The organism is Streptomyces winkii, assembly GCF_032248595.1.
In the GTDB taxonomy this organism is placed as follows: domain Bacteria; phylum Actinomycetota; class Actinomycetes; order Streptomycetales; family Streptomycetaceae; genus Streptomyces; species Streptomyces winkii.
In genome coordinates this window covers 722,131-741,577 of sequence record NZ_JASTTH010000004.1, presented here as the reverse complement: position 1 = coordinate 741,577, position 19,447 = coordinate 722,131, and the positions used below count along the sequence as shown (strand labels likewise).

General features: G+C 70.5%; 19 protein-coding genes. 4 read left to right on the top strand and 15 right to left on the bottom strand.

The window, feature by feature from the left end; genetic code table 11:
• The first annotated feature begins 38 nt into the window (after positions 1-38).
• Both QQM67_RS15350 and QQM67_RS15345 read left to right on the top strand, forming a co-directional pair.
• Positions 39-1,466: a phytoene desaturase family protein gene (locus QQM67_RS15350; protein ID WP_314174384.1), complete on the top strand. Its 1,428-nt coding sequence runs from the start codon at positions 39-41 to the stop codon at positions 1,464-1,466.
• Between the two features lie 191 nt (positions 1,467-1,657).
• Positions 1,658-2,794 carry a glycerate kinase gene (locus QQM67_RS15345; protein WP_314174383.1) on the top strand — a complete coding sequence of 379 codons (1,137 nt, stop codon included), beginning with the start codon at positions 1,658-1,660 and terminating at the stop codon, positions 2,792-2,794.
• Positions 2,795-2,843: 49 nt separating this feature from the next.
• Here the strand turns inward: QQM67_RS15345 and QQM67_RS15340 are convergent, their stop codons facing one another.
• The 14 genes from QQM67_RS15340 to QQM67_RS15275 all read right to left on the bottom strand — a co-directional run bounded on the left by QQM67_RS15340 (position 2,844) and on the right by QQM67_RS15275 (position 17,190).
• Complete coding sequence (locus tag QQM67_RS15340) at positions 2,844-3,926, bottom strand: fatty acid desaturase (protein ID WP_399066725.1); 1,083 nt, start codon at positions 3,924-3,926, stop codon at positions 2,844-2,846.
• 49 nt (positions 3,927-3,975) lie between these two features.
• A complete protein-coding gene (locus tag QQM67_RS15335) occupies positions 3,976-4,161 on the bottom strand; it encodes a hypothetical protein (RefSeq protein ID WP_314174382.1) in 186 nt (61 codons plus the stop codon).
• Between the two features lie 5 nt (positions 4,162-4,166).
• On the bottom strand, positions 4,167-4,721 hold the full coding sequence (locus QQM67_RS15330) for a DUF5994 family protein (RefSeq protein ID WP_314174381.1): 555 nt from the start codon (positions 4,719-4,721) through the stop codon (positions 4,167-4,169).
• Positions 4,722-4,842: 121 nt separating this feature from the next.
• The gene (locus tag QQM67_RS15325; RefSeq protein ID WP_314174380.1) at positions 4,843-5,238 is read right to left on the bottom strand and encodes a DUF5994 family protein; all 396 of its coding nucleotides are present in this window, start codon (positions 5,236-5,238) and stop codon (positions 4,843-4,845) included.
• On the bottom strand, positions 5,229-5,486 hold the full coding sequence (locus QQM67_RS15320) for a hypothetical protein (RefSeq protein ID WP_314174379.1): 258 nt from the start codon (positions 5,484-5,486) through the stop codon (positions 5,229-5,231). The genes QQM67_RS15325 and QQM67_RS15320 overlap by 10 nt, the downstream gene beginning before the upstream one ends.
• A 468-nt stretch (positions 5,487-5,954) precedes the next feature.
• A complete protein-coding gene (gene pssA / locus QQM67_RS15315) occupies positions 5,955-6,815 on the bottom strand; it encodes a CDP-diacylglycerol--serine O-phosphatidyltransferase (RefSeq protein WP_314174378.1) in 861 nt (286 codons plus the stop codon).
• Positions 6,802-7,449 (bottom strand): phosphatidylserine decarboxylase, encoded by a 648-nt coding sequence (locus QQM67_RS15310; RefSeq protein WP_314174377.1) that lies wholly within the window; start codon positions 7,447-7,449, stop codon positions 6,802-6,804. Before QQM67_RS15310 ends, pssA begins: the two co-directional genes overlap by 14 nt.
• Positions 7,450-7,618: 169 nt before the next feature.
• Entirely contained in the window at positions 7,619-8,836 is a 1,218-nt protein-coding gene (locus tag QQM67_RS15305) for an acyl-CoA dehydrogenase family protein (RefSeq protein WP_314174376.1), read from the bottom strand.
• A gap of 1 nt (position 8,837) precedes the next feature.
• Positions 8,838-9,374 carry a MaoC family dehydratase gene (locus QQM67_RS15300; protein ID WP_314174498.1) on the bottom strand — a complete coding sequence of 179 codons (537 nt, stop codon included), beginning with the start codon at positions 9,372-9,374 and terminating at the stop codon, positions 8,838-8,840.
• Between the two features lie 5 nt (positions 9,375-9,379).
• Positions 9,380-10,366, bottom strand: a complete 987-nt coding sequence (locus tag QQM67_RS15295; RefSeq protein ID WP_314174375.1) for an HpcH/HpaI aldolase/citrate lyase family protein — start codon at positions 10,364-10,366, stop codon at positions 9,380-9,382.
• Entirely contained in the window at positions 10,363-12,384 is a 2,022-nt protein-coding gene (locus tag QQM67_RS15290; RefSeq protein WP_314174374.1) for a protein meaA, read from the bottom strand. The genes QQM67_RS15295 and QQM67_RS15290 overlap by 4 nt, the downstream gene beginning before the upstream one ends.
• Positions 12,377-13,747, bottom strand: a complete 1,371-nt coding sequence (gene ccrA / locus QQM67_RS15285) for a crotonyl-CoA carboxylase/reductase (protein WP_314174497.1) — start codon at positions 13,745-13,747, stop codon at positions 12,377-12,379. Before ccrA ends, QQM67_RS15290 begins: the two co-directional genes overlap by 8 nt.
• A 772-nt stretch (positions 13,748-14,519) precedes the next feature.
• Positions 14,520-15,308 carry a TetR family transcriptional regulator gene (locus tag QQM67_RS15280; RefSeq protein WP_314174373.1) on the bottom strand — a complete coding sequence of 263 codons (789 nt, stop codon included), beginning with the start codon at positions 15,306-15,308 and terminating at the stop codon, positions 14,520-14,522.
• 97 nt (positions 15,309-15,405) lie between these two features.
• A complete protein-coding gene (locus tag QQM67_RS15275; RefSeq protein WP_314174372.1) occupies positions 15,406-17,190 on the bottom strand; it encodes a 3-hydroxyacyl-CoA dehydrogenase family protein in 1,785 nt (594 codons plus the stop codon).
• Positions 17,191-17,593: 403 nt separating this feature from the next.
• On the opposite strand from QQM67_RS15275, the gene QQM67_RS15270 reads away from it, so the two are divergent.
• Positions 17,594-18,226: a HEAT repeat domain-containing protein gene (locus QQM67_RS15270; protein ID WP_314174371.1), complete on the top strand. Its 633-nt coding sequence runs from the start codon at positions 17,594-17,596 to the stop codon at positions 18,224-18,226.
• On the opposite strand, the gene QQM67_RS15265 is transcribed toward QQM67_RS15270, so the two are convergent.
• Positions 18,204-18,779: a GNAT family N-acetyltransferase gene (locus tag QQM67_RS15265; protein WP_314174370.1), complete on the bottom strand. Its 576-nt coding sequence runs from the start codon at positions 18,777-18,779 to the stop codon at positions 18,204-18,206. The two genes, QQM67_RS15270 and QQM67_RS15265, sit on opposite strands and share 23 nt — an antisense overlap.
• Before the next feature lie 131 nt (positions 18,780-18,910).
• On the opposite strand from QQM67_RS15265, the gene QQM67_RS15260 reads away from it, so the two are divergent.
• Entirely contained in the window at positions 18,911-19,420 is a 510-nt protein-coding gene (locus tag QQM67_RS15260; RefSeq protein WP_314174369.1) for a pyridoxamine 5'-phosphate oxidase family protein, read from the top strand.
• Positions 19,421-19,447 lie beyond the last annotated feature (27 nt).

Sequence of the window (19,447 nt, the reverse complement as noted above, 5' to 3'; positions counted from 1 at the left end):
TACGGCACGCGACCTCACAGGCGAGGGGAGAGCCGACAGTGCCATCGATCCGTGACGCGGTCGTCGTCGGAGCAGGTCCCAACGGTCTGACCGCGGCGGTCGAACTGGCCCGCCGCGGCTTCTCCGTGGAGCTGTTCGAGGCGAAGGAGTCCGTGGGGGGCGGAGCGCGCACCGAGGAGCTGACGCTGCCGGGCTTCCGGCACGACCCGTGCTCGGCGGTGCACCCCACGGCCGCGGTCTCGCCCGCCTTCAACAGCATGCCGCTGGAGAAGTACGGGCTGGAGTGGCTGCATCCCGAACTGTGCATGGCCAACCCCTTCCTCGACGGCACGGCGGCGGTGCTCTCCCGCTCCGTCAGCGAGACGGCGGTCTCGCTCGGGGCGCGCGACGCGGGCACCTACCGGCGCATGGTCGAGCCCTTCCTCGCCAAGTGGGACACCCTCGCCGCGGACTTCCTCGGCATGGGCTCGTGGTTCAACGGCCGCTTCCCGCAGGACCCGCTGCTGCTGGCCCGCTTCGGCCTGACGGCGTTGCAGCCCGTCAGCCTCCTCAACGTCCGCTTCCGCGACGAGAAGGCGCGGGCTCTGATGGCGGGCATGGGCGGGCACGTCATCGCGCCGCTCGGCACGATCGCCATGAGCGGCGCCGCCCTGACCTTCGCACTGGCGGCGCACAAGGCGGGCTGGCCGGTCGCGCGGGGCGGTTCGCAGGCCATCTCGGACGCCCTCGCCGCGTATCTACGCGCGCAGGGCGGCCGTATCCACACGGGCACCGAGGTCAAGCGCCTCGACGAACTGCCCCCGGCCCGCGCCTACATCTTCGACACCTCGCCCCGCGCGCTCGCCCGCATCGCGGGTCTCGGCAACGCCTACGACGGCTTCCGCTACGGCGCCAGCGTCTTCAAGATCGACTACGCGCTGGACGGGCCGATGCCCTGGACGTCGCACGCCGCGCGCCGCGCCGGCACCGTACACGTCGGACCTACGGCCGGGGCGATCGGCAAGGCCCTCAAGGACGCCGTCTCCGGCCGGGCGCCCGAGCGCCCCTTCCTGATCACCTCGCAGCCGAGCCTCGTCGACGCGAGCCGCGCCCCGGAGGGCAAGCACGTCTTCTGGGCGTACGGGCACCTCCCGAACGGCTGGGAGGGCGACGCGACGGAGGCCATCGAGGCCCAACTCGACCGCTTCGCCCCGGGGTTCCGCGACCTCGTACTCGCGCGTGCGACGGCCGGACCGCCCCAACTCGCCGCCCGCAACGCCAATTACGTCGGCGGTGACTTCTGCGCGGGGGCCGCCGACGGGCTCCAGCTGATGATCCGCCCGAAACTCACGCGCCTGCCGTACGGCACCGCGCACCCCGCCGTCTTCCTCTGCTCGTCCGCGGCGCCGCCCGGCCCCGGGGTGCACGGAATGTCCGGACATCATGCGGCTCGTGCCGTCTGGAGGCAGCTGCGGCAGCGTCCCTGAACGGCCGGCGGCGCCGTACGGGGCCCGCCCGGCGTCTCCGCCTCCCGCATGCGGGAGCCCACCGGCCTTCCGCATGGGCCCCTCTACCGGGGCTCTCGTTGCATAGCCCATGGTGGCCGGGGGCCCGCGCCGGATAAGGTCGCACCGGCGCGACTGCCTGTTCGAACGTAAACAGACCCAGGGGCAGAACCATGACGACGACGGCGCGCGTACTGATCGCCGCGGACAAATTCAAGGGCTCACTGACGGCCGTCGAGGTCGCCGAGCGGATCACGGCCGGGATCAGGCGGGCACGGCCCGACGCGAGCCTGGAATCGCTGCCCGTGGCCGACGGCGGCGACGGCACCGTCGCCGCGGCCGTGGCGTCCGGCTTCGAACGCCACGAGAAGGAGGTCACCGGGCCGCTGGGCGCACCCGTCATGGCGGCGTTCGCGCTGCTCGACGGCACCGCGGTCGTCGAGATGGCCGAGGCCTCCGGGCTCGAACTGATGCCGCCGGGCGTCTTCGCACCGCTGACCGCCACGACGCGCGGCACGGGTGAACTGCTCCTCGCCGCCGTCGAGGCGGGCGCCCGCACCATCGTCCTCGGCGTCGGCGGCTCCGCGACGACCGACGGCGGCGCCGGCATGCTCGAAGCGCTCGGCGCGCGCTTCCTCGACGAGGACGGCGATCCGGTGCCGCACGGCGGCGGCCCGCTGGTGGAGATGGTCTCCGCGGATCTCTCGGGCCTCGATGAACGGCTGCGTGACATCGAAGTCGTCCTCGCGAGCGACGTCGACAACCCCCTCACGGGCCCGAAGGGCGCCGCGTGCGTCTACGGTCCGCAGAAGGGCGCGGGGGAGCAGGACGTGAAGGTCCTCGACGCCGCGCTGACCCACTTCGTGCAGGTGATGGGCGAATCCGTGGGCCCGCGCGCCGCGGAGACCGCCGAGGCGCCCGGCGCCGGCGCGGCCGGCGGCATCGGCTACGGCGCCCTCGTCGGCCTCAACGCGACCTTCCGGCCCGGCATCGACGTGCTCCTGGAGGTGCTGGGCTTCGGTGACGCCCTCGCACGCGCCGACGTCGTCATCACGGGCGAGGGCTCACTGGACGAGCAGACCCTGCACGGCAAGGCGCCCGCGGGCGTCGCGGCGGCGGCCCGCAAGGCCGGCAAGCCCGTGCTCGCGGTGTGCGGCCGGCTCGGCCTCGACAACAAGACCCTCAAGGGCGCCGGCATCGAACGGGCCTACGCCCTCTCGGACTTGGAGAAGGACCCGAGCCGCTCCATGTCCCAGGCCGGGCCGCTGCTGGAGCAGCTCGCGGAACGCCTCGCGGCCGACCGTCTCTGAGAGGACGTCTCCGAGGCGTACGAACCGGCCACGTCGTGTGCGGGCGGCATCAGCCGGCGCGGGCCGCCCGCAGGGGCGCTCCGGCGCGGTGCAGGCTCCTGAGCGTCTGCCGGTAGGAGGCGATGATCCCGGTCTCCAGATAGTCCACACCCATCTCGGAGCAGTACTGCCTCACGATGGGCTGCGCCTTGCGCAACTGCGGGCTCGGCATGCTCGGGAAGAGATGGTGCTCGATCTGGTGATTGAGCCCGCCCAGCGCGATGTCCGTGAACCATCCGCCACGTACGTTGCGCGAGGTGAGCACCTGACGCCGCAGGAAGTCCGGGCGCTCCCCGGCCCTCAGGATCGGCATGCCCTTGTGGTTGGGGGCGAAGATCGAGCCGAGGTAGAGGCCGAACGTGCACTGGTGCACCGCCAGGAAGATCAGAGCCAGGACGGGCGGAAGCACCAGGAAGAGCGCTGTCAGATACAGCCCGAAGTGCGCGAACAGCATGGTCCCTTCCACGCCGCGGCGTTTGACCGCCCGGTTTCGCAGCGCCCTGACTCCGGAGACGTGCAGATTGAAGCCCTCCAGAGCGAGAAGCGGGAAGAACAGGAAAGCCTGTGCGCGCCCGATCAGCCGCGGCAGGCCCCGGGCCGTACGGGCCTGGTCCTGCGTCCACACCAGCAGGTCGGGGACGACGTCGGGGTCCAGTTCCTCGTCGTTGGGGTGAGCGTGGTGACGGGTGTGCTTGTCCTGCCACCAGCCGTAGCCCATGCCGATGCCCAGGTTCCCGGCGATACGCCCCACGCGCTCACTCGCCCCGCGCCGCCGGAAGACCTGACGGTGAGCCACGTCGTGTGCCACGAGCGCGACTTGGCCGAACACCAGCGCCAGGTACCCTGCCACGGCCAGGCTCCACCAGCTCTCGCCGAGCAGCAGGAAGGCGGCCCAGCCCGTGGCGTAGAGCGCCGCCACGAGCGTGATCCGCAGCGTGTAGTAGCCCGGTCGACGGCGCATCAGCCCTGCCGACACGATCTGCTTCGACAACCGGGCGAAGTCACTTCCGCCGGAGCGCGAGGCGGTGTCCGCGGCGGGGGGTGCCGGACCGGAGTGCTGACTGCGGGCCGGTTCGTGTTCAGCGCTGCTCAAGGGAAGAGCCTCCTTTGAAGGGATTGACAGGGGCCGGTGATCATTCATTTCAGGATGCCTCCTTGGAGTGGTCCCCGCGTCGGCCGGCACCGGGACGCCCCTTCCCGCTCCGCCGGAGTGGCTTCTGAAGCGTGGTCGCGGCCCGGTCGGCCTGGGTGCGGTTCAGCCGGCGGATGGTGAGCGTGCCCGCGGCGATCATCGCGAGGACGATGCCGATGGTGATGAGGGTGTCCATCGTGCTCACACTCCGCGCGTCTGTGAGGTTGCGGCGGTCACGGGAGCGGAGCCGCCGTCGGACTCCCACTTCTCCTCTTGGGCTCGCAGCTCCTCGGTCACGGTCCGAGCCGCGTCGTCGGCCGCGAGAAGAGCGCTCGCGGTGAGGCGGAGCCCGGGGTCGATCGCGGCGGCCATCAGCCGGGCGGCAGTGGCCGAGCCCGTCTCGGGCGGTACCACCAGCAGGTCCCAGCGTCCGACGCGGTAGGACAGCAGTACGAGCTTGTGCTGGTCCTGCTCCGCCCTGAACCAGCCGACCTTGACCTCATGACCGGTGACCGGCACCTTGCGCGGGATGACCGGCCAGCGAGCGGGGTTCACGGAGATTCGCGTGATGCGTCCCCGGCGGGGGTCCAACGCGTCCGTGAGGGCGGGGAGTTCACGCAGAAGATTGCGCGAGTGCGGCCACCAGGCACCGTCGAGAAGACCCGCCGGGGCCCCGTCCGACTTCAGTGCGAGCCGGAGCGGCGGCGCGGAATACGGCTCGTGGATCAGTTGAGTGCGGTCTGCGGTCACGTGCATGACGCGTACCTGACTCGGGCGCATGAGCGGCCCGGTGTCTTCCATCGCCCAGGACGGCACCCGTATGGACAAGCGGTGCACGGAAGGCCCTCGGTATCGCCAGCCTACTCCGCCGTGAGGCTCAACGGGTCTGCCACGGCCCGGCGTTCCGGCGGGCCCACCCCGGACCGGGAGGTATGACCAGCAGGTCGCAGTGGGCTGCGGCGGAGCGCAGGCGTACCGTGTGCGGGTCCGGGGGGACGTCGCACCGGTCGATGTGCACCGTGCGGTCCTCGTCAAGTGCCAGGACTTCGGGGCGGATTCGCCACATCGCACGGCTGACGGTGACTCGGGTGATGCCGGGCCAGCGCTCCTCCAGCGCGGAGATGAGGGCGGGAAGTTCCCGGCCGAGGTCGTGCGAGCGTGGCCACCAGGTGCCGTCGCACCACAGCGGTTCCGTGTGCGCGGGCAACAGGGCGAGGCGGACGGCGAGGCGGCCTGTCCGGTGCGGGGGCCTGACGTTCCCGGCTATGCCCATGTCTGTCCGGTTCCTGCTGCCAGGTGTCCGGGCCGCCCCAGTGCGTGCCCACGGGGGAGCCGGCTGGTGTCCAGGGTGAGGCGGAGCTGCGTGCCCGTGCCGGTTTCGCCGGCGGGATAGCTGCGTTGTTCCGTGCCGGCGAAGCAAGCGCGCAGTGCCTGCGCCACCTGCCGGGCGACGTCGGGTGAGGCCGCCGTGATGCGTACCTCGGCGAGGCCGGGCTCGGGAAGGGTGTCATCGTGTGTCATCAGTGGTCCTGATCGTTACGGCGCGTTCCGTCGCGCCTTGGAACCCGCGGCGATCGCACTCCACCCGTCCCCTCGGGGGCGGTGGAGGTCCACCGCAGGGATGGTCAGAAGTCGGCAGCCGTCATCGGGGGATGCGGGGCGGGACCCTGGGGCTCCGCCCCGAAATCCGTGACTGCTCCGGAGGTCTCGCGTGCTGCCTCGGCGTGGTCGGTCATCGCGAACACTGCGCAGACCCGTCCCCGGCCGTTGTCGGGCCGGCGTCGTCGTTCGGCGAGAGCGGCGCCAGCGTGAAGGCCAGCGTACGACGAACTCTCCGTGCCGACTGTACGGCACAGCCGACCGGGCACACAGCCGACGGCTGAACAGAACAGCGCCGGGGCCCGGTTGTGGAAACCCGGGCCCCGGCGCCGACGAGACGGTAAGCGGTGCCGTCGCACCGCGACGCGGTGTGCTGCCGAAGGTGAACCGCTAGCCCTGCGCCGCGGTCCTCGCCTCACGGCGGTTGTCGCGGAAGGTGTGCACTCGGCGGAAGGTCGCGAAGAGCGGGATGACGGCGCCCAGTACGACCTGGAGCGCGCAGCCGGTCTGGAGCAGCAGCTCGCCGCCCGGAGCGTCGAACGCCCAGGCCGCCAGCAGCCCCATGCTCGCGACGATCCAGCCGAGCATCGCCACCGCCAGCCGTCCCCTCGGCTTCGGATACTCGACGCGGCTCACCATCAGCCACGCGACGCCCATGATGGCCAGCAGCGTCGGCACGAACGGCAGCTCCAGCAGCACGATCGACACGACGCTCAGCGCACCGAACGGCCCCGGCATGCCCTGGAACATGCCGTCACGCATGGGCACGCACGAGAATCTGGCAAGGCGCAGCACCACCGCCAGCAGCACCACGACGGCGGCCACCACCGACACCTGCTGGTTCGCGTCGTTGGCGACCATGCCCCACGTGGCCACGAAGTAGGCGGGGGCCAGCCCGAAGCTGATGAGATCGGAGAGGTTGTCCAGCTCCGCGCCCATGGCCGAGCTGCGCAGCTTCCGCGCCACCAGCCCGTCGAAGAGGTCGAAGACGGACGCCAGCAGCATCAGCATCACGGCGGTCGCGGCGCTGTGCCGGGCCATGCCGCCGTCCTCGCTGCCCGTCAGATGCGGGATGAGGACGCCGGTGGTGGTGAAGTACACCGCCATGAAGCCGCAGGTCGCGTTGCCCAGCGTGAGGGTGTCGGCTATCGAGAGCCGCGTGGAGAGCGGCATCTCGTCGTCATCGTCCGCCCCTGCCTCTGCCTCGGCGACCCAGGCGGCGGCCTGCGTATCGGGATCAATCACGGTCAAGGCGAGTCACCCCCGCGGTGGTGGCCTGGCCGACCTCGACGGCGGCCTCGACTCCTTCGGGGAGGTAGACGTCGACGCGGGAGCCGAAGCGGATCAGGCCCACGCGGTCGCCCTGTTCGACCTTGCAGCCCTGCGGCACGTACGGCACGATCCGGCGCGCCACCGCACCGGCGATCTGCACCATCTCCACGTCGCCGATCTCGGTGTCGAAGTGCCACACGACCCGTTCGTTGTTCTCGCTCTCCTTGTTGAAAGCGGGGACGTAGCCGCCGGGGACGTGCTCCACGGACGCCACGGTGCCCGCGAGCGGGGCGCGGTTGACGTGGACGTTGAGAGGGCTCATGAAGATCGCGACGCGGGTACGTCCGTCGTGCCACGGCATGATGCTCTGCACCACTCCGTCGGCAGGAGAGATGACGCGTCCCTGCGAGATCTCGCGCTCCGGGTCGCGGAAGAACCAGAGCATGCCTGCCGCGAGCGCCGTCGCCGGTACGGCGACCGCGGCCGCTCTCTTCGAGCGGCGGGCGCGGAGGAGGCCGACGGCCGCGGTGGCCACGGTCGGCACGAGCCACGGCGACGCTCCGCGCGCGATACGGACTCGTCCGCGGGGTGCAGAGGATGGGCTGTGGGGCATGTATGACCTTCGTAGCGGAGGGAGCCGCGGCAACGATTGGGGGACGGCGGCTTTCCGGGATGCTATCGGTTACGGATGGCAACTGGCCAAGCCAGTGCGGCAGTCCGTGCCGTGAATCCCGGATCGGGATGCCTTCCCGGCTGTCAGGAAAACACCCCGAAAAGGGACATCACCCCTGGAAGCGATACTCCTCCAACAGGCGGCGGCCTACGATCATTTTCTGGATCTCGGCGGTTCCTTCACCGATCAAGAGCATCGGCGCCTCTCGGTAGAGGCGCTCGATCTCGTACTCCTTGGAGAAACCGTACCCGCCGTGGATGCGAAACGCGTCCTCCACGACCTCCTTGCAGTACTCGGAGGCGAGGTATTTGGCCATTCCGGCTTCCAGGTCGTTGCGCTGACCGGCGTCTTTCTTACGGGCCGCGCCGACCATCAGCGCATGGGCCGCCTCCACCTTCGTGGCCATTTCGGCCAGCCTGAACTGAATGGCCTGATGCTGGGCGATCGGCTTTCCGAATGTGTGCCGTTGCTGTGCGTAGTCGATGCCCAACTCGAAGGCACGCTGTGCCACACCGCAGCCACGCGCCGCCACATTCACGCGGCCCACTTCGACGCCGTCCATCATTTGGTAAAAACCGCGGCCCGTCTGGCCGCCGAGCACCCGGTCCGCCGGGACGCGCAGGTCCTGCATGATGAGCTCGGTCGTGTCGACGCCCTTGTAGCCCATCTTGTCGATCTTGCCGGGGATGGTCAGGCCGGGCCGCACCTCCCCGAACCCCGGCTCCTTCTCGACCAGGAACGTCGTCATCGACTTGTGCGGCGCCGTTCCCTCGGGGTGGCCCTCGTCGGTGCGGCAGAGCACCGCGACCAGCGTCGACGAACCGCCGTTCGTCAGCCACATCTTCTGGCCGTTGAGGACGAAGTCCCCGTCGGGGCCGTCGCCCTCGCGCACGCCCTTGGACGAGATGGCCGAAACGTCCGAGCCCAGACCGGGCTCCGACATCGAGAAGGCGCCGCGCACCTCGCCCGTGGCCATCCGCGGCAGGAAGTGCTCCTTCTGCTCCGTGGTGCCGTGCTGCTTGAGCATGTACGCCACGATGAAGTGCGTGTTGATGATGCCCGAGACGCTCATCCAGCCGCGCGCGATCTCCTCGACGCACAGCGCGTACGTCAGCAGGGACTCGCCGAGGCCGCCGTACTCCTCGGGGATCATCAGTCCGAAGAGGCCGAGCTCCTTGAGGCCCTCGACGATCTCCGTCGGATACTCGTCGCGGTGCTCCAGCTCCGTGGCGACCGGCAGGATCTCCTTGTCCACGAAGCCGCGGACGGTGGAGAGGATCTCCTGCTGGATGTCCGTGAGGCCTTCGGTCTGTGCGAGCCTTCCCATCTCACTTGCCTCCCTTGGCCTCGTCGCGTGAGGGCGCCTCGCGCAGTTCGGGCCGGCCCGGCTGCTCTCCGCCGCGCTCCTTGACGTACGCCTCCGTGGGCACCATCACCTTGCGCCGGAAGACGCACACGAGCGTGCCGTCCTGGTTGTAGCCCTTGGTCTCGACGTGCACGATCCCGCGGTCGCTCTTCGACTTCGACGGGATCTTGTCCAGGACCGTCGTCTCGCCGTAGATCGTGTCGCCGTGGAAGGTCGGTGCCACGTGCTTGAGCGACTCGACCTCAAGATTGGCGATGGCCTTTCCGGAGACGTCCGGCACGGACATGCCCAGCAGCAGCGAGTAGACGTAGTTGCCCACCACGACGTTCTTGCCGAAGTCGGTCGTGCGCTCCGCGTAGTTGGAGTCCATGTGGAGCGGGTGGTGGTTCATCGTGAGCAGACAGAACAGGTGGTCGTCGTACTCGGTGACGGTCTTGCCGGGCCAGTGCCTGTAGACGTCCCCGACGGTGAACTCCTCGTAGGTGCGGCCGAATTGCATGTCGCTCACGCCTCCGGTGCTTCGAAGGACGTCGTACGGGACATACCGGCGGCACGGCCCTTGCCCGCGACGACCAGTGCCATCTTGCGGCTGGCCTCGTCGATCATCTCGTCGCCGAGCATCGCCGAGCCCTTCTTGCCGCCCGCCTCGGACGTGAAGTACTCGTAGGCGTCGAGGATCATCTCGGCGTGGTCGTAGTCCTCCTGGGAGGGGGAGAAGATCTCGTTGGAGGCCTCGACCTGGCCCGGGTGCAGCACCCACTTGCCGTCGTAGCCGAGCGCGGCGGCGCGCTGGGCCACCTCGCGGAAGCCGTCGACGTTCTTGATCTGGAGGTACGGTCCGTCGATCGCCTGGAGGTCGTGCGTGCGGGCGGCCATCAGGATCCGCATCAGGATGTAGTGGTAGGCGTCCGACGGGTAGCCCGGCGGCTGCTCGCCCACGACGAGGGACTTCATGTTGATGGACGCCATGAAGTCGGCCGGCCCGAAGACGATCGTCTCCATGCGCTGCGAGGCCGCCGCGATCTCGTCGACGTTCACGAGGCCCTTGGCGTTCTCGATCTGCGCCTCGATGCCGATGCGGCCGACCTCGAAGCCCATCGTCGTCTCGATCTGGGTGAGCAGCATGTCCAGGGCGTGCACCTGCTGCGCGTCCTGCACCTTCGGCAGCATGATGCAGTCCAGGTTGTGACCGGCGCCCTCGACGACGGTGATCACGTCGCGGTAAGTCCAGTGCGTCGTCCAGTCGTTGACGCGCACGACCCGCGTCTTGCCGCTCCAGTCGCCCTCGTTGAGGAACTTCACGATGGTGTGCCGGGCGTCCTCCTTGGCCAGCGGCGCACACGCGTCCTCCAGGTCGAGGAAGACCTGGTCGGCGGGGAGGCCCTGCGCCTTCTCCAGGAAGCGCGGGTTGCTTCCGGGCACGGCCATGCAGGAGCGCCGAGGGCGCAGACGGCGGGATGCCTGGCCGGTGTCCGGCGACGGGGCAGTCATGCGGGGACCTCCAGGGGGTCGAGCTTGTTCGCTGTGCGGATTTCGTTGACGATACGGCCGATGATCTCCGTGATGCCGAAGTCCTTGGGCGTGAAGACCGCGGCGACTCCGGCCTCGCGCAGGGCCGCGGCGTCGGCCGCGGGGATGATGCCGCCGACGACGACGGGGACATCCGCCGCGCCCGCGCGCCGCAGCCGCTCCAGCACGTCCGGCACCAGCTCGGCGTGCGAGCCGGAGAGGATGGACAGGCCGACGCAGTGCACGTCCTCGGCGACGGCAGCCGAGGAGATCTGCTCGGGCGTGAGCCGGATGCCCTGGTAGACCACCTCGAAACCCGCGTCGCGGGCCCGTACGGCGATCTGCTCGGCACCGTTGCTGTGCCCGTCCAGGCCCGGCTTGCCGACCAGCAACCGCAGCTTGCCGACGCCGAGTTCACCGGCTGTCAGCTCCACCCGGCGGCGTACGTCGGCGAGCGCGGAGCCCTCCTCGGCAGGCACCGCCAGGGGCGCGCCGCCGACGCCCGTGGGCGCGCGGAACTCCCCGAACACCTCGCGCAGGGCGCCCGCCCACTCGCCGGTGGTCACGCCCGCGCGGGCGCACTCCAGCGTCGCCTCCATGAGGTTCGCGTCGGTGGCGGCGGCGTCCTTGAGGCGCTGGAGCGCGCGGGAGGCCGCGGCGTCCGGCGAGGCGTCGCGGTCGGCGCGCCAGAGCCTGACGGCGTCGGCCACCTGCGCCTCCGTCGCGGGGTCGACGGTGTGGACGGCCGTCTCCAGATCGGCGGTGAGCGGGTTCGGCTCCGTCGACTCGTAGCAGTTGACGCCGACGATCTTCTCCTCGCCGGACTCGATGCGGCCTCGGCGCTCCGCGTGCGAGGAGACCAACTGCGACTTCAGATAGCCCGATTCGACGGCCGCCATCGCGCCGCCGAGCTTCTCGATGTGCTCGATCTCGGCGGACGACGCCTCGACGAGCTCGTCCACCTTCGCCTCGACGACGTGCGAGCCGGCGAAGATGTCCTCGTACTCCAGCAGGTCGCTCTCCAGCGCCAGCACCTGCTGGATGCGCAGGGACCACTGCTGGTCCCAGGGCCGCGGCAGGCCCAACGCCTCGTTCCACGCGGGCAGTTGGACGGCGCGGGCGCGCGCGTCCTTGGAGAGCGTGACGGCCAGCATCTCCAGCACGATCCGCTGGACGTTGTTCTCCGGCTGCGCCTCGGTCAGGCCCAGGGAGTTGACCTGCACGCCGTACCGGAAGCGGCGCTGTCTGGGGTTCTCGATGCCGTACCGCTCGCGGGTGATGCGGTCCCAGATGCGTGTGAAGGCCCGCATCTTGCACATCTCCTCGACGAAGCGGACGCCCGCGTTGACGAAGAAGGAGATCCGCGCCACCACGTCGCCCATCCGCTCCTGCGGCACCTGCCCCGAGTCCCGTACGGCGTCGAGTACGGCGATCGCCGTGCTCATCGCGTACGCGATCTCCTGGACCGGCGTGGCACCGGCCTCCTGGAGGTGGTAGCTGCAGATGTTGATCGGATTCCACTTGGGGATGTGGCTCACCGTGTAGGCGATCATGTCCGTCGTCAGCCGCAGGGAGGGCCCGGGCGGGAAGACGTGCGTTCCCCGAGAGAGGTACTCCTTGACGATGTCGTTCTGCGTCGTCCCCTGGAGCTTGGAGATGTCGGCGCCGTGCTCCTCCGCGACGACCTGGTACAGCGCCAGCAGCCACATGGCCGTCGCGTTGATCGTCATCGAGGTGTTCATCTGCTCCAGCGGAATGCCCTCGAACAGCCGCCGCATGTCCGCGACATGGGACACCGGCACGCCGACCCGGCCGACCTCGCCGCGCGCGAGGACGTGGTCGGGGTCGTAGCCGGTCTGCGTCGGCAGGTCGAAGGCGACCGAGAGCCCGGTCTGGCCCTTGGCGAGATTGCGCCGGTACAGCTCGTTGGACGCCTCGGCTGTGGAGTGGCCCGCGTACGTGCGCATCAGCCAAGGGCGGTCCTTGGCCCGCTCAGGCATGCTTGCCGTTCCGCCCGCCGTCTGCGTCCCGGAACAAATTGATCGCGCCGAGGTGCTTCGCGCGCTTCTCGGCGTCGCGGACGCCGAGGCCCTCTTCGGGGGCCAGCGCGAGGACGCCGACCTTGCCCTGGTGGACGTTGCGGTGCACGTCCTGCGCGGCCTGTCCCGTCTCCTCCAGGTTGTACGTACGGGAGAGGGTCGGGTGGATCTTGCCCTTGGCGATGAGGCGGTTGGCCTCCCACGCCTCGCGGTAGTTGGCGAAGTGCGAGCCGATGATGCGCTTGAGCGACATCCACAGGTAGCGGTTGTCGTACGTGTGCTGGTAGCCGGACGTGGAGGCGCAGGTCACGATGGTGCCGCCCTTGCGCGTCACGTAGACGCTCGCGCCGAAGGTCTCGCGCCCGGGGTGCTCGAAGACGATGTCGACGTCCTCGCCGCCGGTGAGTTCGCGGATGCGCTTGCCGAAGCGCTTCCACTCCCTCGGGTCCTGGTTGTGCTCGTCCTTCCAGAACTTGTAGCCCTCGGCGTTGCGGTCGATGATCGCCTCGGCGCCCATGCGGCGGCAGATGTCCGCCTTCTGCTCGCTGGAGACCACGCAGATGGGGTTGGCGCCGCCGGCGAGTGCGAACTGCGTGGCGTACGAGCCGAGTCCGCCGCTCGCGCCCCAGATGAGGACGTTGTCGCCCTGCTTCATCCCGGCGCCGTTGCGGGAGACCAGCTGCCGGTAGGCGGTGGAGTTCACCAGGCCCGGGGCTGCGGCCTCCTCCCAGCTGAGGTGATCCGGCTTGGGCATCAGCTGGTTCGACTTCACCAGTGCGATCTCGGCGAGGCCGCCGAAGTTGGTCTCGAAGCCCCAGATGCGCTGCTCCGGGTCGAGCATCGTGTCGTTGTGGCCGTCGGCCGACTCGAGTTCGACGGAGAGACAGTGCGCGACGACCTCGTCGCCCGGCTTCCAGGAGTTCACGCCCGCGCCCGTACGCAGCACGACACCGGCCAGGTCGGACCCGATGACGTGGTACGGCAGGTCGTGCCGCTTGGCCAGCGGCGACAGGCGCCCGTAGCGCTCCAGGAACCCGAAGGTGGACATGGGCTCGAAGAGCGACGTCCACACGGAGTTGTAGTTGACGGAGGAGGCCATGACGGCCACCAGCGCCTCGCCCGGGCCCAGTTCGGGCACCGGCACCTCGTCCAGGTGCAGGGACTTGCGGGGGTCCTTCTCCCAGGAGGGGAGGCCGTCGAACATCTCGGCCTCGTCCCGGTGGACGGTCACCGCGCGATAGGACTCCGGGAGGGGGAGGTTCGCGAAGTCTTCGGCGGTCGTGTCTGACGCGAGGATCGCGTCGAGGATCTTGTTCACGGTAATGCCTCCGGCGAAGCGCTGAGGAAGGAGACGCTTTGAGGGTCGTCGGGTATGAGGCAGAGCCGTCGGTTCGGCGGGGTGATGCTGTTGGCGCGCTGGTGAGCGCGGGGCTCGCCTGGTGACGCAGGCGTCCGGGCACGGACGGTGTGGTGCCGCTGGGACGGCGCCCGGATACTCTGAAGGTATGACACCCAGTGCCAGTACGCAAGACACTGCGTGCCAACAATTTCTCACATGTTACGGAGCCCCGCACGCATGAGCACCCCGGCCTCCGCCCGACCGGCCTTCCCGGCCCGCGCACGGCCCGTACGGCTCCCGTGGCCGTGACCGGTCGCGGGCCCGCACCCGCAACCGGCTCGGGCGGCCCGGCGCTCCCGGGCCGCGCCTGGAGCCCCGGGTGCGTGAACTTGCCTATCTGGCAAGGGGGTTGGTGCCCGTTACGGGCTTGTTCTTCCCGCCGCAGTGGCGGGACGCGGGACGGCGGTGTCCGGCGGTGACGTGCGTGCCGTAGCCGCGCTCGGTGGTGTTCGGTGGGTTCCGCACCGCCGGGCTGCGCCGCTGTTCGTCCCGCCGTCGCGGCGGGTCAGGTGCCCGGCACTTGTCGGTGCGGGGATGCGGCGTGCCTGCTCTGGTGTGATCGTGGCTCGAACTGGCCGGTTCGCTGCGGGAGTTGGTGCCGGGCGCCTTCCCCCGCCACGGCGGAGGGATACCGCCGGGCCGTGCCCGCCGCCGGAGCGGGTGTGAGGGAGCGGGCGGGTGCGGCGCCGCCAGGTGATCAGTCGCGGAGCGCCTGTTCGATCGTGCGCATGATCTCGCCGATAGGCGTATCCGTGCGGGCGACGGTGACCAGCACCTCGTCCTCCCGCGTCGTCTCCGCGCGCGGCGCGGCGGCGCCCGCACCGCCCGGCTCCGGCGCCGCGAGCCGGTTCGCCCCGAAGCCCGTGCCGAAGGTCCTGCGTACGATCGCGAACGCGTGGTCCAACTGCGCCTCCACGTCGCCGACTCCGCCGCTGCGCAGCCACCGCCTCAGCACGTGGTTGTGCGCCGTGACGACCGCGGAGGCCGCGACCTCCGCGAGCAGCGGATCGTCGTCGCCGTCGCGGTGCGCGGCCTCGTCGAAGTGGCCCAGCAGATACCGCGTGAAGAGCCGCTCGTAGCGCGCGACGGAGGCGATCTCGCGCTCGCGCAGCGCCGGCACCTCGCGGGTCAGCTTGTAGCGCTCGACGCTTCCCTTCGGGGACGCCGCGTACATCCGCATGACCTCCTTGATCCCGCGGCACACGGTGTCGAGCGGGTTCTCGTGGGCGGGCGCGGCCTCCAGAACCGCCTGGGCCCGTACGAGCGTGTCGTCGTGGTCCGGGAAGATCGCCTCTTCCTTGGCGCGGAAGTGGCGGAAGAAGGTGCGGCGGGCAACCCCGGCCGTCGCCGCGATCTCGTCGACCGTCGTGGCCTCGTAACCCTTCGTCGCGAAGAGCTCCATCGCCGCCGCCGCCAACTCGCGGCGCATCCTGAGGCGCTGGGAGGTTGCGGCAGGCGAACGGGACGGCTTCGCGGAGTCTGGCATGTGGGGAACGTTACATGCCGTGACGGACTCGGTGGGCGGGCGGCTTCGGGATGGCTCAAGCAGCCCGCCCCACCGGTTGTCCCATTTCACAGACGCGTCACCGTCGTGCGTACTCGCGGAAACCTCGTCCCGTCTTGCGGCCCAGGCACCCCGCCGCGACCAGGTGCTCCAGCAGCGGCGCCGGTGCCAGCCCCGGGTCGCGGAACTCCCTGTGCAGCACCTGCTCGATGGCGAGGGAGACGTCGAGACCGACGACGTCCAGCAGCTCGAAGGGCCCCATCGGATAGCCGCCGCCGAGCCGCATCGCCGCGTCGATGTCGTCGAGCGAGGCGTAGTGCTGCTCGACCATCTTCACGGCGTTGTTGAGGTACGGGAACAGCAGCGCGTTCACGATGAAGCCCGCGCGGTCGCCGCAGTCCACGGGGTGCTTGCGGACGCGCCCGCACACCTCGCGCACCGTGGCGTGAGCCTCGTCACCCGTGAGCACCGTACGCACGACCTCGACGAGCTTCATCGCCGGCGCAGGGTTGAAGAAGTGCATGCCGACGACGTCCTGCGGGCGGGACGTTGCGCGGGCGCAGGCGACCACGGGGAGGCTGCTCGTGGTCGTGGCCAGCACGGCGCCGGGCTTGCACACCTCGTCGAGGCGAGCGAAGAGCTCCCGCTTGACGGTGAGGTCCTCGGTGACCGCCTCGACCGCGAGGTCCACGCCGGCCAGGGCGTCCAGGGAGCCGGCGGGCGAGACGCGCGCGAGCGCCGCGTCGCGGTCCTCCTCGGTCATTCGGCCCTTCTTCACGGCCCGTTCGAAGGAGGCGGCGATGCGGGCTTTCGCCGCCTCCGCCTTCTCCTCGCTGCGGGCCGCGAGCACCGTGTCGTAACCGGCCTTGGCGAAGACCTCGGCGATGCCGCTCGCCATCGTGCCGGATCCGGCGACGCCGACGGACGAGACGGGACGGCCCTGCGTACGGGCGGCGCCGTCGTCCGGGGTCTCGGAATCCGCCACGGTGACGGACGAGCCGGGGGCCTCGTAGGAGTAGAAGCCGCGGCCCGCCTTCTGGCCCGTCAGTCCGGCGTCGCTGAGCTGCCGCAGGATGGGCGCGGGCGCGTGCAGCCGGTCGTGGGAGTCGGCGTACATCGCGTCCAGCACGGTACGGGCGGTGTCGATTCCGATGAGGTCGAGCAGCGCCAGCGGGCCCATCGGGAGCCCGCAGCCCAGCCGCATCGCGCTGTCGATGTCCTCGCGGCTGGCGTAGCGCGACTCGTACATCGCCGCGGCCTGGTTGAGGTAGCCGAACAGCAGCCCGTCGGCGACGAATCCGGGGCGGTCGCCGACCGCGACGGGCTCCTTGCCGAGGTCCCGCGCCAGTTCGGTCACCGCGGCGACGGCCTCCGGCGAAGTCAGCACGGACGAGACGACCTCGACGAGCTTCATCTTCGGGGCCGGATGGAAGAAGTGCAGGCCCAGCACGCGCTCGGGGCGGTCCGAGTCGGCGGCGAGGCGGGTGACCGACAGCGCGTTGGTGCCCGTGGCGAGGATCGCGTCGGGCTTGACGACGGTGTCGAGCGCGGCGAAGACCTGGCACTTGGTGTCGTAGTCCTCGGGCACGACCTCGATGACGAGCTCCGCCTCGGCGGCGGCCCCCAGATCGGTGAAGGTGCGGAAGCGGGCGAGGGCGTCCTGCCGCTCGGCCTCGGTCATGCGCTCGCGCTGGACGGCCCTCGCGGTCGAGGCCTCGAAGGCGGCGGCGGCCTGACGCGCGGCGGCGTCGCTGATGTCGATGCCGACGACCTCACGGCCGGCACGTGCGAGCACGTCGGCGATGCCGGTGCCCATGGTGCCGAGGCCGACGACGGCGATGGTGTGCAGAGGCGGACGGTCCATCACGGGACTCCTCTGTGTGACGACTGACGGTGAGGGTGTGCCGGGCCGCGCGCACGGCGAGCGAGCAGAGCGCGACGGCGGGCAGGGAAAGCAGGCGGCTCGGAAAACCGATGAAGGAAACCGAAGGAGGAAAGAGGTAAGGAAGGCGGGAGGAGAGACGGGTCAACCGGCCGTGTCCCAGGGGCCGTTCCGTACCAAGCGGGCGCTGCCCGGGCTGGGCCGCGGTGGTGCACCGCGGAACCCGGACCCCCGCCGAACCGACTTCACTCTCGGGCGGCTGCGTCACCAGGCCGCCTGAGCGGGGGTGCCGCTCCGACGAGCAGCTTAACTCGTGGGTAACCAATGCGCCAGGGGTATGGCACTTCCAGGGCTGTGGGACGGAGCACGTGGGGGTGGAGCGGAAGTGGGCGACGCATTCCGGTCGTTGATCGATCGCGTACGGGCCGAGGCCGAACCGGCCGAGTACGAGCGCCTGGTCGCGCTCGCCCGGGAGGACACTCCCGCGGCGCGCGACGAACTGGCCTCTGTGCTGGCCGAGGGCCAACGCCCGCTGTGGGCACGGGAGGTGGCGGCGTTCGCTCTCGGCAGCGCGGGAGACAGGCGCAGCTTTGAGACGCTGATCTTCATGCTGAACTACCGCGACCCCGTGCGCTGTGCCACAGCCGCCCACGCCCTCGCACGCCTGCGGGACCCTCGCACGGCCCGCGCCGCCGCCGCCCTCGCCACGAACGAACTGCGCACCGGCTACGCCCTGCACGCCGTACGGCTGCTCACGGCGTTACGGGCGCCGGAGTCCGTGCCCACATTGATCTCCGTGTTGCAGCGCCTGCTGATGGGGCCGGTGCACTACTGGCCGATCGCCGAGGCCTGCGTGCAGGGTCTGGGCGCGCTGGGGGACCGGCGCGCCGTCGCGGTGCTCGGAGCGGCCGCCGAGCACCACCGGCTCTCGCCCTCGGCGAAGGCGGCGCTGGCACGGATTCCCGCGCAGCAGGGGCGGGCCCGAAGGAGAGCGGTCAGGCAGCACCGCTGCCCGTGAGCGGCAGCGGTCTCGCGTAGCGCACGATCGGGACGTGCGTGCCCCGGCCGTCCAGGTCGTACGTCTCCTGTGTGCCGTCCGGTGCGAAGCCTGCGCGCTCGTAGAAGCGGCGGGCCCGCGTGTTGCCCTCGATCACCCACAACACGGCGCGTGTGAAGCCCCGTTGGGCTGCCCACTCCAGGCAGGCGGCCGTCAGGGCCCGCCCGAGACCCGTGCCGACAAGCCCCGGCAGGACGTAGATCGCGTACAGCTCCGCGCACTCGCCCGGCCCCTGCTCGTCCTGCGTCCGGATGTGGGTGTGGATACCGCCGGGCCGGTCCGGGCCGATGGCCGCCCAGCCCGTCACCGTGCCGTCCGCGCGCTCCGTGACGAGGTTGGCGACGGTGCCCTCGGTCCTGGCGAAGGTCTCGCGCCGCCGGGCGGCGTCCTCCTCGACGGACATCGCGTCGAGGAACGCGTCCGGCAGCAGGTCCCTGTACGCGGACTGCCATGCGCGCACGCGCAGTTCGGCGACCGCGCCGACGTCCGCCGTGGTCATCTCCCGTACCGGCATGAAACGGATCGTGGCAGAACGCCGCGGTCACCACGACAGGTTTTCCGGTGACCCGGGCCGCTCGGGCGGGGAGCGGCGCGCCCGGCCGAATCCGGACGGAAGATGTCGGGTATCGGCGCCAGCATGTGCGTATGACTGAGAGCTGGGCGGCCTTCCACGCCGCCGAACCCGACTTCGCCGACGCCGTACGTGCCCGCTTCAAGGCGTTCCAGCACCACGTGCTCGCCACGCTGCGCCCCGACGGCTCACCGCGCCTGACCGGTCTGGAGGGCGACTTCCGCGGCGACGAGCTGTGGCTGGGCATGATGATCGGCTCCCGCAAGGCGCTCGATCTGCGCCGCGACCCCCGCTTCTCGATGTACGCCAACCCCGGCACGGGCACCGGCATGGGCGGCGGCGACGTCCGGATCTCGGGGCGCGCGGTCGAGGTGACCGACCCCGAGGAGTTCGCGCGGTACGCCGAGGGCACTGAGCAGGGCGAGGTGCCGGAGCGCTTCCATCTCTTCCGCGCGGAGCTGTCGGAGGCCGTACGGATCACGATCGAGGACCCGTACATCGTCTTCCAGGTCTGGCGCCCGGGCCACGCCCTGCGCACGATCCGCCGTGCCGACGAGGACAGCACGCTCTACGAGGACGCGTGAGCCGCGCGTCCGCGTGGCACCGGCTCA